We start from the raw sequence: 11,924 nt of genomic DNA, 5'->3' as shown, positions 1-11,924 counted from the left end.
TGTTTCTCCCATTATTTTAGTAGCTTATTTTCTGGATGTTCTTGTAGAATTGGAACTCGCTAACCAGTACTTATCTTGGGATAAAGAATGCTTGGAGCATATGTCTCCAAGCATTCTTCTTTTTGATTTTCTTGCCCAATTGCTTTTTAATTTTGGTGCGAATTACTATACGAAAAGCAATGTTAATTCATATATTGTACTTCAAAACAGAACCCCCTAGACTTTTTCCGGGAGATTTTTTAAGAATTACGCTTCAAGTCAGCTTAATTGGGTGAACTCCACTCCATATCCTCTCCATTTCAACAAGCACTTTTCCATCGAAGGTCAATTTATAAATATCCGGCATCTCGAGACTCTTCCAAAAATCAAGGTTGTACCGTTCATCAAAATGATTCATGATCAACACCATGATATTGCCGTGTGTGCCGACTGCTATATTTTTGCCTTCGTATTTATCTAATATGTTGAAGAAGCATTGGACACCTCTTTTCTGTGCTTGAAGATTGGATTCACCGTCCGGAAAGGAAAAACGAGGTTCACTCCACACCTTCCCAATTGAATATAAAAAGTCTTCAACAGGTTCCCCGGAAAGCTTCCTTTCCTTCATATCTTCATAAATATCAATATCCACATTATGTATCGAAGCGATTCCTTCTACTGTTTTAATCGCCCGTTTATAGGGGCTTGAACATACAGCCTCAATATTTCTGTTCTTCAGCAGGTCTGTCACTCGCCAGGCGTCACGTGCCCCCTTTTCCGAGAGTGGCCTCTCCAATTCTTCCGGAGAATAAACCGAGTGGGCGTGCCTAACAAAATAAATACATGTTTTCATTGTTTCACTACTTTCTTATAGTTATGTTCATCAGCATATTCGACGAGCCAGGCGTCGTGTGTGACTCCTTCATGCAATTCATTTTGAGGAAGGATTTTCACTTTTCTGTAGCCGCATTTTTCGTAGCACTTTATCGCCCTTTCATTCCATACCATGGGATCCATGACAAGGCGGTCGACTCCCAAAGTTCCGACAAGATAGTTCTTCAATGCATCAATCAGCAATGTGCCGATTCCGCGATTCCAATAGTCCGTTTCCCCGATGAACTGATCGGTTCCATAAATCACTTCATTTGCCTTATTGTAGCCGTATTTAATCCATTCTTCTTCGTCGATGGGATAGTATTGGACGTATCCAATCTCTTTCCCTTTGAAAATGAAGATGCACCGGACTGCTTCATCGCTTTGATTAATAAATTTTTCTTCAACCATCTCAATTGTAAATGGACTGTCCCTCCCTTCGTAATATTGAAGTACAACAGGATCAGACAGCCATTTCGCCAATCTAAACTTGTCTTCCTCTTTAAGAGGACGAATTACTATGTCACCATTCCTGATTTCCATTATTCACACTCCAATCCTTCTATAACTAATTCACTGCCACCCGCCTGAATCCCTCCAATTTTTAGTCAAGTGAGGGAAGAGCTTTTATCACTGTAGTACAGCAAAGGATTATCCATACTTTCTGACCGTCGAAGTAAGTTTGACAATCAGATAAAAATAGATGATTTCTTGATTGTTTAGATATTTATTAAATGGATAGAAGTAGAATTAGCCGGGAAATCATGTTATCATTGGTTTGTGAAATAATTCACAATATATCAGACAAGCACAATTAAAACTTTATTACGTTAGGTGTGTGAGGGAGAATGACAATCAAATGCACAAACAAAGTTGCCCTTATCGGAACCGGGTTTGTGGGCTCCAGTTATGCTTTTGCCCTTTTAAATCAAGGAATTGCTCATGAACTCGTATTAATCGATATGAATAAAGAAAAAGCGGATGGTGATGCACGTGACCTCAATCACGGCCTGGCATTTGCATCTCCGATGAAGATTCACGCAAGTGATTACAGTGACTGTAAGGACGCTGACATCGTGGTGATTACAGCAGGAGCAAATCAAAAACCCGGTGAAACACGGCTTGATTTGGCAGGTAAAAATATTAAAATCTTTAAAAGCATCGTAGAGCAGGTGATGTCAAGCGGGTTTAACGGAATCTTCCTGGTCGCAACCAATCCTGTTGATATATTGACATATGCAACTTGGAAATTTTCCGGTTTGCCTAAAGAAAGAGTTATCGGTTCAGGGACGATTCTGGATACAGCAAGACTGCGTTATTTGGTTGGAGAACATTTTGACATTGATACTCGTAATATTCATGCTTATATTTTGGGTGAACACGGGGATACCGAGTTTCCTGTATGGAGTCACACAACGGTCGGGGCGAGTCATTTAAGTGAGTTGATTGACTTGGAGAAGAAAGATGTTCAAGAGAAATTGGATGAAATCTTCATCAATGTTAGGGATGCCGCATACCAGATCATAGAACGGAAAGGTGCTACCTATTATGGCATCGCCATGGGTCTGGCACGAATCACGAAAGCGATTTTCAACAATGAAAACAGTATCCTGACCGTTTCTTCACTTCTTGACGGAGAATATAATCAGAAGGATATTTATATAGGGGTTCCTGCAATCATCAACCGTGAAGGAATCCGCAAAGTAGTCGAACTTCCATTAAGTGAAAAAGAGCAAGGTCAATTCCGATCTTCTGCCGAAACGTTAAAACAAGTAATGCAGACAGCCTTTGGTGAATGAGCACAAGAGATAGACACGCACACAGAGGTCGCCTCCTCATAAACTATTGAGAATTCGTTTATGAGGAGGTTCTTCTATGTACGACGATAGACAGTTATTCCCGGGCTTTCCCGGATTTCCCGGAGGCGGCTTTCCTGGTGGAGGCCCCGGCGGCGGTTTCCCTGGCGGCGGACCACCGAGCGCACCTCCGCCTGGAGGACAGCAAGGAGGCGGTAATCAGCCTCCATCGGGACCGCCGCCAAGCTTCACCCCGCAGATGACAGCCATGCAGGGCGGACCAAGCGTAATGGCCGTTGATCCCGGGGCAATCCGCCGCTGTTTATTCCGATACACTTATATTTGGCTGCGAAGGGATCAATTTTGGTTCTTTCCGATATTTGTCGGGCGCCGGTCGATTGCAGGCTGGAGATGGATCGGCTGGAGATGGGTATATTTCGGCATCGATTTAGATAATATCCAATCCTTTACGTGTGTGTAGGCGATGAATATGTATTCTTATCCTTCCTATTTTCGTGCAAATCCCAATGGAAGGCCCGGAAAGATTACTGTGACCGGAGAACATAAGATGTATGTAGATCCTGATCAGGCGGTTGTATCACTTGGAGTCGTTACCCAGGGTGAAGATTTGGAGGAAGCTCAAAGACAAAACGTGCAGAGATCAAACCGGGTTGTCCAATCACTGGTGGACAATGGTATACCCAAAAAGGACATCCAAACCTCCACCTATCAAATTTTCCCGAAATATCATTACGAAGATGGAAAACAGATTTTCATGGGTTATGAGGTAAGGCATGTTTTCACCATCACTGTAAGTGAAATTGATTCCCTTGGAAAAATAATTGATGAGGCCATAAAAAGCGGGGCAAATCGTGTAGAAAATATTCAGTTTGTAAACTCTGATCCTGCCAAGACTTACCAACAAGCACTTGCAGCAGCTTATCATGAGGCCCATGAAAAAGCCCTCACCCTGTCTAATCAATCAGGGCAGCAATTAGACCCTCACCCCAAATCCATTACAGAACATTCTGGTACTGCCGTGATTCCATTTGCTCCCACTGCCCTCGTTCAAGGAGCAGAAGATAGCACAAGCCTGCAGCCAGGTCAGATCGGAGTAACGGCTTCCCTCACTGTAGAATATCGAACCTACTAAATTTAAAGGTCCGTTTCTCATCACTTTAACGTGAGGAACGGACCTTTAGGTTTACATATTACTCGCCCAGTGATTTTGATTTCTTTCCGCATGCTTCCATGGCGGATAAGATTGCACCTCTAAATCCATTTTTCTCAAGCGCCGAGACTGCTTCGATGGTGGCTCCGCCCGGAGAGCAGACAGCGTCTTTCAGTGCTCCGGGGTGTTTGCCTGTTTCAAGTACCATTTTGGCGGCACCAAGTACAGCTTGAGCCGCCAGCTCATACGCTTGATTTCTTGGTACGCCTTGCAGAACAGCACCGTCTGCGAGAGCCTCGATGAACATAAACACATATGCAGGAGAAGAACCACTCACTGCAGGAATCGCGTCCATCAGGGCTTCCTCTACCCGTTCAGCTTTACCGAAACTTCCTAAAATGAGGGATACTTCCTCCAATTCCTCTTCTGCTAATCGTTCATTAACGCAATACGCCGTCATCCCCTCACCTACTAATGAAGGCGTATTCGGCATTGTGCGGACAATCTTAATCTCTTTCCCGAACTGAGCTTCCATCCACTCCAGAGTGATTCCCGCAGCGATCGTCACAACAACCGCATCTTCTTTCATGGTATCCTTCACTTCTGAAATAACATTTTCATATTGATCAGGTTTAATTGAAAGAAACAATATATCTGAGAAGGCTGCGACAGCCAGGTTATCCGCTGTACATTCAACTTGAAATTCTTCGGCCACATACCTTCTTGTTGATTCTGATTTCGCACTGGTCATGACTGCACGTTTATCCACGATCCCAGCCTTCAGGATCCCTCCTAAAATGGCCTGTGCCATATTTCCGCACCCGATGAATCCAATCGACTTTACCATAAAGCTTCACCTCTGTCTTTAACTATCATCTATAGAATCATAACAAACTTTTTCATCAGCGTGAATAATAGTTAAATCACAGACAGCATTAGCTCCTTTGCACTTCTATCTCCGTCTGCAAGCTTTCAGTTCAAAAGTCGGAAGATAATCCTTTATCCACCTGCTTTTTGAAGGATCGCTTTGAAATCAAGGCTGACCATTGGTTCATCGTGAAGCAGCCTTTCTCTCAGACCTGTCAGTAACGACTCCTCAATCTCTGATAAATTGCTCAGGTCCCACTTCTTGTGGAAAACCGTGTAAAGTGTAAAATCCCGCAATGATAAAAATGACGGCATATGCTCGATCCATTTTTCTTCAATCGAATATTCTTCCAAATACCCGCGAAGAAATGCAGTTAAAAAGGATTCACCAAATGCAGAACGCACCTTCAGATTCTCCTTTCTGTGTTTCCACCACACAGAATAATAGAGCGGAATCGCTATATCACTCAAGAAGAAAAACTGCATGCTGTCATCAAAATCAAACACATGAATCTCCCCATCGTGATAAAAAAAGTTGCCTTGATGAATATCTGAATGGATGACCCCGAAATTCTCAGGAGTCTCTTCCAGTTTCTGAATCTTTTTCTTGTTCCACTCAGCCTTTTCGATTATGAGAGCATCGTTCGGAGAAAGATATTTTGAATAGTGCATGATATCATCTTCATCCCACCTTTCCCTTACGAACTCTCCAGCTTCATATTCCTTTGTTATCCGATGCATTTTGCCGCTGATTTTCCCCCACTCTTTAAACAGGTCTTCATTAAACAGGTCATCCTTGACGCTTACCGGACTACCGGGAGCCTTATCGAATAAGCACACATAGAAACAGGTATCCCCTGCGGCCAGTACTTCAACCAATCCGCCTCCCTTCGATTGATTGACAAGCGGCACATTGACTCCCTTATCATGTAAATAATTCATCCACCTGAGTTCAGCTTCCACATCTTTTCGGGAACGGTGGGAACTATGAGTCAATCTCAAAATAAACGGTGTACCTCCCTTGTGGACTTCATACACATAGTTTTCAAAATCCCCCAGCTTCTTTGCACGCGAGGCATCACACCCATACATTGCCGCCGCTGCCTCCAGAAGCTCTTTACTGAACAGTTTTTCAATCCATTGTTCCATATACCATTCTCCTCACCCTGCAGCATTTACTTCTTGTATATATACGACTTTTCTTTAATGGATTCCTTTTATATTTCTTTAATATTGGGAGGTGTGTATGCTTCCCATCCCATATAAAAAACAGCCATTGAAGGCTGCTCTCTTATTCTTTGATATGTTGAAACTTCATTCCTCTTTGATTCATTAAATATTGAAGAGCTGTTTTAAATGAAAGGAAGCTTTTCACTTCCAAGATCTGCTGCACACCTGAATTTACAATAATCTGAGTAAGGGAAGGAGTGAATCCCACAAAAAGAACCTCTATACCCATCAACGAAATGGCTTTTGCCAGATTGTCAACATATGTGCCGAAGACATCCATTTCACAAATATCCTTTTCTGAGATGGCTGAGAAGTCAATAATGATTGTATTGATCTCTTCTTGATAAGATACATTCAGGATTCTGGTGATAATCATGTCGAATCTTTCAGGTGAAAGGCGTCCGGTAATCGGTACGAGTATGGTTTCCGGTACGATGGATGGAATGATGGGTGCCGAAATATCCCTGATTAATTCCTCAGACTCCTCAAGTTGTTTTTTCAGTTGGGCAATCTCTTCTTTTAGTTCCTGTATTTGCGTTCGTTCATTTGACATTCTATACCTCATCGATCGTATCAAATTATTTGAAATCATGTTAAATCCTATTTTATCATCAACTCTTCCTGAAAGAATACTATTTTTTCATGGAATGACACATTCCCGAATAGATACATAAAAGCCAGCCTTTTCGGCTGGCTTTTATCACGCATATGCTTTTTCTTCTTCTTTCTTAAAGAAGCTTCTCATGGCATGGAATACATCGGCTTTTTGTTTGAGGATATAGTAACGGAAGTCATCATTCTTGATGTTTTTATAAGCGGACATGAGGGTTGAGTGACGGTTATACTGGTTTACTTCACCGTATCCGAACATGCTGGATACCTTCATTAATTCTTCAACAAGCTTGACGCAGCGCACATTATCTGACGTTAAGTTGTCGCCATCCGAGAAATGGAACGGGTAGATATTGTATCTTGCAGGATTATATTTTTCATCAATTAGTTCCAAAGCTTTACGGTATGCCGATGAACAGATTGTTCCTCCACTTTCACCTTTTGAGAAGAAATGTTCTTCTGAAACGACTTTCGCTTCAGTATGGTGTGCGATGAATTCTATTTCCACCGTCTCATATTTTGTTCTCAAGAACCGCGTCATCCAGAAAAAGAAGCTCCTGGCCATATATTTTTCCCATACGCCCATACTGCCGCTCGTATCCATCATCGCTAAGACGACGGCTTTTGATTCAGGCTTCAATACTTCATTCCAGGTTCTGAATTTTAAATCTTCTGTAATAATCGGATGGAAGCTAGGTGCGCCATTCATAGCATTTCTCTTAAATGCAGACATCATCGTCTTCTTCTTATCTATATTCCCCATAAGACCGGTTTTTCGGATATCATTGAATTCAATGTGTTCCACGGTTTGGACATCCTGCTCTTTTTTCTTAAGGTTCGGCAGCTCCAATTGACCAAATAATGCCTCTTCAATTTCCATGAGAGACACTTCTGCTTCATAATAATCTTCGCCTGCTTTATCTCCTGCTCCCTGCCCTTTTCCGGGTCCCTTCTGCTGCTGTGAGCCATCTCTGGCAATAACGTCCCCAACTTGACTGTCGCCGTCTCCCTGTCCAGCGTGCTTATTTTTATCATAATTGTAACGGATTTTATATTCATCTAATGAGCGAATCGGAATTTTGACGACATCACGGCCATTGGACATAATGATATTTTCTTCAGTAATCAAATCAGGCAGATTGTTTCTTATCGCATCCTGTACTTTTTCTTGATGTCTTTGCTGATCATCGTGACCTTTGCGGTGGAGGGCCCAATCTTCCTTGGAAATGACAAACTGATGATTATCCATTTGACTCAATAATTTCCCCTCCTTAAAGAATTTTTTCACACTTTTCTTCACGCTGCATACACTATGTTGACTGCCTAATCTACTGTCTTTTCCCCCTATTAGGAATGAATCGGGGATTACTCTATCCTATGCAGAAGTATTGATTAATTTACAAATAATTTCGACAATTAATCATTCTTTATTGATTTGGACGAGCCTATTTTTCTCTTAAATGAATACTTATGATATCTTTTCAAAATTATGCTTTTCTTTGTATGGTTTTACCATCCATTTGGTTACATATTTGAGTGCATGAGCAGAAAATCCAAAAAAAATAACCAGGTGCTTTCGCCTGATTACCTACTCTTCTTCGTACTGAGCCGGATCTTGTACTCGGTTATGATTTTTCAGTTCTCCGCTGGATCGCAACTTTTCCATTTGCTTGCCTAGCTTGATCAATTCCTCCATATTGGAGGCCATGCTTCCGTTAAAAGGTTCTGCTTCTTCTCGAGGTTGAGGTTTAGAAGACATCCCCTTCACCCGCTTTCATTGTGAGATGATGGTTCCGGCTCTCTCTATCTCAAGAGTATTATATTCTGATTTTTCTGTCAATATTTCCATTATTTATCTTTTTCTTTATATTGAACGGGATCCGGCTGTTTATCATCTTCTTTCAATTCCTCGTTTGTCCTCAGCCTGTCCATCTGTTTCCCGAGCAGTTCCATCTCCTCCATGTCGTGTGCCATCGAGCCATTGTCAGGTTCATTGTTTCTATCCAGCTCTTGCTTTTTATCTACTTCAAGTTTCTTCTTCATGTGTCATCACCTCTTTCTCTTTACATTTCCCTGCTCTATACATTTATAAACGGCAAAAAGAACGGGATGGTCATGTGCATCCCGTTCTTGTATTGTGTTGTTATCGATTCAGCAGACTTCCCACATAGCGCAGCAGATCGTTCGCCGAAGTTGAGTTGTATCCATGTTCATCTATGAGGCGGGCAACCACTTCGTTGACTTTCTTGAGCTGTTGTTCATCCGGTGTTTTTGAAGAGGTGGTAATCTTTACGACATCCTTCAGGTCGGCAAACAGCTTCTTCTGGATTGCTTCCCGCAGGCGGTCATGGGAGTTGTAATCAAATCTCTTCCCTTTACGTGCATAGGCTGAGATCCGGATCAGAATTTCTTCACGGAAAGCTTTTTTCGCATTTTCAGAAATGCCGATCTGTTCTTCTATTGACCTCATCAGTTTCTCATCCGGATTGATTTCTTCACCTGTCAGAGGATCATGCAGTTTAGCCTTATTGCAATATGCCTCGACATTATCCAGGTAGTTTTCCATAAGTGTTTTAGCAGACTCTTCGTAAGAATACACAAAGGCTTTTTGTACTTCTTTTTTTGCAATATCATCATATTCTTTGCGGGCAAGCGAAATGAAATTCAAATATCTTTCACGCAGCTCATTGGTAATAGACGGATGCTGATCGAGTCCTTCCTTTAGTGCCCTTAGGACATCAAGCGCGTTAATGGTCGGTATCTCTTTACGAATGATCGTAGATGAAATCCTATTGATCACATAACGCGGATCGATACCGCTCATCCCCTCATCCTGGTACTCTTTCTTCATCTCATCCACATCGGCAGAGTTAAAGCCTTCGACGCTTTCTCCGTCATACAGTCGCATCTTCTTGATAAGATCAATGTCACCGCGCTTCGGTTCTTTTAATCGAGTCAAGATGGTGAACATTGCAGCGACACGTAACGTATGAGGCGCAACGTGGACATTCGATACGTCGCTTTCACCGATCATTTTTTCATAAATCTTCTCTTCTTGAGTCACTTTCAGATTATATGGAACCGGCATCACGATGATACGCGAGTGCAATGCCTCATTTTTCTTATTGGAAATAAACGAGCGATACTCCGTTTCATTCGTATGGGCCACAATCAGCTCATCTGCGGATATCAGCGCAAATCGTCCAGCTTTGAAATTCCCTTCCTGAGTAAGAGATAATAAATGCCATAAGAATTTCTCATCACATTTTAGCATTTCCTGGAATTCCATCAAACCGCGGTTTGCTTTATTCAACTCGCCATCGAAACGGTAAGCACGCGGATCGGATTCCGACCCAAATTCGGCAATCGTCGAGAAGTCAATGCTTCCCGTCAAATCTGCAATATCCTGTGACTTTGGATCAGATGGACTGAACGTTCCGATCCCGACACGTTTGTCTTCTGAGAAAAAGACTCTTTCTACCTGAACATCTTCAATTCTGCCCTGGTATTCTTTTTCAAGCCGCATTGTATTTAACGGGGAAAGATTCCCTTCAATCCGAATTCCGTATTCATGATGGAAGTCCTCCCTTAAATGCTGTGGAATCAAATGAAGCGGATCCTCATGCATCGGACAGCCCTTTATGGCAAAAATCGCTCCCCTGTCTGTGCGTGAATAATGTTCCAAACCGCGTTTCAGCATGGAGACCAGTGTCGATTTCCCTCCACTGACCGGTCCCATTAAAAGCAGGATTCTCTTTCTCACGTCCAATCGTTTAGCAGCAGGATGAAAATACTCTTCCACGAGTCTTTCAAGCGCCTCTTCCAAGCCAAATAATTGATTGCTGAAGAATTTATATCGTCGTTTCCCATTTACTTCTTCAACTCCAGCATCCTTGATCATATTATAGACTCTAGAGTGAGCTGATTGACCAATCCAAGGCTTTTCCTTCAACAACTCCAGATACTGAGCAAACGTCCCTTCCCATTTCAGTTTTACTTCTTCTTCACGATAATGTTCAACTTTTTTTAAAATATCCATATGGACCTCCCCCTGTCGCTTAATGAGAGACGATTAATATACTCTATGCGCTTGTTCACTCTAACATGTTAAGAAGATGTATTTCGTTCCTTATTCCTTTTAACAGCTTGAAATGTTCTCCCCTTTACGACGGATCGTCTTAGACAAGCGCGGTACCGCCAGGCAGTAACAACTGTATTCTATAGAAGAAATTTAATGAATTTGTCACAAAAATATTCCTCATTCATTCACAACTTTTTAAAAATAGGCTATACTAAAGACAGACTGTGGAATATGAAACTGGAGGTTACCGATATGGGTACTATAATTATTTTAGGTGTGACTGCGGTGTTCTTAACAGCAATCTTCACTGCTGGTTATAACGACAAGCCAGGTTCTAACTAAATAGTTGTAAAAAACCCCGGAAGAGCATATGCTTTTCCGGGGTTTTTTAATGCAAGAATGTTTATGCAGCCAAACCCTTTACTATTACAAGGGTAGATTTGAATGAAAATGCGGCTTATTTTCAACTTTCAGGCATTTATTTTTAAGTTTGGGTATTTATTTTCAACTTTACCTCATTGCCTTAAAATGCAGTACATGACTGCTTTAAACTAATGTTATCTCTTATTAAACCCGCGCTTCTCCACAAATTCCTTCATATACATCCTCTTCTTCCCGGACAGCATCTTCGCCATCTGTTCTGTCCAGCGGTCGGACCGCTTGCCGCCGGTGCGTTCATGATAATAGGAAGAGATTGTTTCATCATAGCGGTCAAGCTCCGCTTTCATTGCTGCCTCATCAGTCTTATATCCATCTTCATGATAGACCGCATGAAGGGGAAGACGAGGCTTCACGCTGGAATCATTTGCCGGATATCCTACAGCCAGCCCGAATAACGGGATCACATGTCGGGGCAGCCCGAGCACTTCACTTACCGCTTCCAGGTCATTACGGATTCCTCCTATATAGCAGATTCCCATCCCCATGGATTCAGCTGCGATTGCAGCGTTCTGCGCAGCCAAAGAAGTGTCGATCAATGAAACCATGAACTTCTCCGTGCTTTCCAATGATGCCATCACATCGGCTCCTTCCCATTTACCGATGTTCTCATGACGGTATAAATCGGCACAGAATACGAAAAAGTGACCATTCTCTTCTACATAGCTCTGATTTCCGGCGAGTTCGGCAAGCTTTTTCTTTTTCTCAGGATTTCTCACTCCAATGATTGTATATGCCTGAATGTAGCTCGATGTACTGGCTGCCTGGGCACTTTTGACGATCGTGTGTATTTCCTCTTCACTTAACGGTGATTTTTTAAAAGACCGGATCGAACGATGATTCAGAATGGTTTCAATGGTTTGATTCATTTATGTAG

The 11,924-nt window shown here is 42.2% G+C and carries 14 protein-coding genes; 4 read left to right on the top strand and 10 right to left on the bottom strand.

Going from position 1 to position 11,924, the window contains the following annotated elements:
• Positions 1–220: hypothetical protein (locus V6B33_RS21770; RefSeq protein ID WP_334219748.1), on the top strand; the 220-nt coding region annotated here is incomplete at its 5' end.
• A 33-nt stretch (positions 221–253) separates the two neighbouring features.
• On the opposite strand, the gene V6B33_RS21765 is transcribed toward V6B33_RS21770, so the two are convergent.
• Both V6B33_RS21765 and V6B33_RS21760 read right to left on the bottom strand, forming a co-directional pair.
• Positions 254–832 carry a histidine phosphatase family protein gene (locus tag V6B33_RS21765; protein ID WP_334219747.1) on the bottom strand — a complete coding sequence of 193 codons (579 nt, stop codon included), beginning with the start codon at positions 830–832 and terminating at the stop codon, positions 254–256.
• Positions 829–1,395 carry a GNAT family N-acetyltransferase gene (locus tag V6B33_RS21760; RefSeq protein ID WP_334219746.1) on the bottom strand — a complete coding sequence of 189 codons (567 nt, stop codon included), beginning with the start codon at positions 1,393–1,395 and terminating at the stop codon, positions 829–831. The genes V6B33_RS21765 and V6B33_RS21760 overlap by 4 nt, the downstream gene beginning before the upstream one ends.
• Before the next feature lie 305 nt (positions 1,396–1,700).
• On the opposite strand from V6B33_RS21760, the gene V6B33_RS21755 reads away from it, so the two are divergent.
• From V6B33_RS21755 to V6B33_RS21745, 3 genes are all read left to right on the top strand, one after another.
• Positions 1,701–2,651, top strand: a complete 951-nt coding sequence (locus V6B33_RS21755; protein WP_334219745.1) for an L-lactate dehydrogenase — start codon at positions 1,701–1,703, stop codon at positions 2,649–2,651.
• Between the two features lie 76 nt (positions 2,652–2,727).
• Complete coding sequence (locus V6B33_RS21750) at positions 2,728–3,129, top strand: hypothetical protein (RefSeq protein WP_334219744.1); 402 nt, start codon at positions 2,728–2,730, stop codon at positions 3,127–3,129.
• A 3-nt stretch (positions 3,130–3,132) separates the two neighbouring features.
• Positions 3,133–3,801 carry an SIMPL domain-containing protein gene (locus V6B33_RS21745; protein ID WP_334219743.1) on the top strand — a complete coding sequence of 223 codons (669 nt, stop codon included), beginning with the start codon at positions 3,133–3,135 and terminating at the stop codon, positions 3,799–3,801.
• 58 nt (positions 3,802–3,859) lie between these two features.
• On the opposite strand, the gene proC is transcribed toward V6B33_RS21745, so the two are convergent.
• From proC to nfsA, 8 genes are all read right to left on the bottom strand, one after another.
• Positions 3,860–4,666: a pyrroline-5-carboxylate reductase gene (gene proC, locus V6B33_RS21740; RefSeq protein WP_334219742.1), complete on the bottom strand. Its 807-nt coding sequence runs from the start codon at positions 4,664–4,666 to the stop codon at positions 3,860–3,862.
• Positions 4,667–4,818: 152 nt separating this feature from the next.
• Positions 4,819–5,835 carry a phosphotransferase enzyme family protein gene (locus tag V6B33_RS21735; RefSeq protein WP_334219741.1) on the bottom strand — a complete coding sequence of 339 codons (1,017 nt, stop codon included), beginning with the start codon at positions 5,833–5,835 and terminating at the stop codon, positions 4,819–4,821.
• Positions 5,836–5,977: 142 nt separating this feature from the next.
• Positions 5,978–6,469 (bottom strand): STAS domain-containing protein, encoded by a 492-nt coding sequence (locus V6B33_RS21730; protein WP_334219740.1) that lies wholly within the window; start codon positions 6,467–6,469, stop codon positions 5,978–5,980.
• Positions 6,470–6,616: 147 nt separating this feature from the next.
• A complete protein-coding gene (gene yhbH, locus V6B33_RS21725) occupies positions 6,617–7,777 on the bottom strand; it encodes a sporulation protein YhbH (RefSeq protein ID WP_442915578.1) in 1,161 nt (386 codons plus the stop codon).
• A gap of 339 nt (positions 7,778–8,116) precedes the next feature.
• Positions 8,117–8,287 carry a multidrug ABC transporter ATPase gene (locus V6B33_RS21720; protein WP_334219738.1) on the bottom strand — a complete coding sequence of 57 codons (171 nt, stop codon included), beginning with the start codon at positions 8,285–8,287 and terminating at the stop codon, positions 8,117–8,119.
• An 89-nt stretch (positions 8,288–8,376) separates the two neighbouring features.
• Entirely contained in the window at positions 8,377–8,571 is a 195-nt protein-coding gene (locus V6B33_RS21715) for a hypothetical protein (RefSeq protein WP_334219737.1), read from the bottom strand.
• Between the two features lie 100 nt (positions 8,572–8,671).
• Positions 8,672–10,567, bottom strand: coding sequence for a PrkA family serine protein kinase (locus V6B33_RS21710; RefSeq protein WP_334219736.1), 1,896 nt, complete (start codon positions 10,565–10,567; stop codon positions 8,672–8,674).
• Positions 10,568–11,166: 599 nt separating this feature from the next.
• Complete coding sequence (nfsA, locus tag V6B33_RS21705; protein WP_334219735.1) at positions 11,167–11,916, bottom strand: oxygen-insensitive NADPH nitroreductase; 750 nt, start codon at positions 11,914–11,916, stop codon at positions 11,167–11,169.
• Positions 11,917–11,924 lie beyond the last annotated feature (8 nt).

This window comes from Mangrovibacillus sp. Mu-81 (genome assembly GCF_036867415.1).
Taxonomy (GTDB): domain Bacteria; phylum Bacillota; class Bacilli; order Bacillales; family Bacillaceae_B; genus Rossellomorea.
This window is presented reverse-complemented; position numbering and strand designations above follow the sequence as displayed.

What these genes read in the sequence shown, in the direction of transcription:
- V6B33_RS21765 (WP_334219747.1), bottom strand. Translation starts at nt 832, where the DNA reads ATGAAAACATGTATTTATTTTGTTAGGCACGCCCACTCGGTTTATTCT.
- V6B33_RS21760 (WP_334219746.1), bottom strand. Translation starts at nt 1,395, where the DNA reads ATGGAAATCAGGAATGGTGACATAGTAATTCGTCCTCTTAAAGAGGAA.
- V6B33_RS21755 (WP_334219745.1), top strand. Translation starts at nt 1,701, where the DNA reads ATGACAATCAAATGCACAAACAAAGTTGCCCTTATCGGAACCGGGTTT.
- V6B33_RS21750 (WP_334219744.1), top strand. Translation starts at nt 2,728, where the DNA reads ATGTACGACGATAGACAGTTATTCCCGGGCTTTCCCGGATTTCCCGGA.
- V6B33_RS21745 (WP_334219743.1), top strand. Translation starts at nt 3,133, where the DNA reads ATGAATATGTATTCTTATCCTTCCTATTTTCGTGCAAATCCCAATGGA.
- proC (WP_334219742.1), bottom strand. Translation starts at nt 4,666, where the DNA reads ATGGTAAAGTCGATTGGATTCATCGGGTGCGGAAATATGGCACAGGCC.
- V6B33_RS21735 (WP_334219741.1), bottom strand. Translation starts at nt 5,835, where the DNA reads ATGGAACAATGGATTGAAAAACTGTTCAGTAAAGAGCTTCTGGAGGCA.
- V6B33_RS21730 (WP_334219740.1), bottom strand. Translation starts at nt 6,469, where the DNA reads ATGTCAAATGAACGAACGCAAATACAGGAACTAAAAGAAGAGATTGCC.
- yhbH (WP_442915578.1), bottom strand. Translation starts at nt 7,777, where the DNA reads ATGGATAATCATCAGTTTGTCATTTCCAAGGAAGATTGGGCCCTCCAC.
- V6B33_RS21720 (WP_334219738.1), bottom strand. Translation starts at nt 8,287, where the DNA reads ATGTCTTCTAAACCTCAACCTCGAGAAGAAGCAGAACCTTTTAACGGA.
- V6B33_RS21715 (WP_334219737.1), bottom strand. Translation starts at nt 8,571, where the DNA reads ATGAAGAAGAAACTTGAAGTAGATAAAAAGCAAGAGCTGGATAGAAAC.
- V6B33_RS21710 (WP_334219736.1), bottom strand. Translation starts at nt 10,567, where the DNA reads ATGGATATTTTAAAAAAAGTTGAACATTATCGTGAAGAAGAAGTAAAA.
- nfsA (WP_334219735.1), bottom strand. Translation starts at nt 11,916, where the DNA reads ATGAATCAAACCATTGAAACCATTCTGAATCATCGTTCGATCCGGTCT.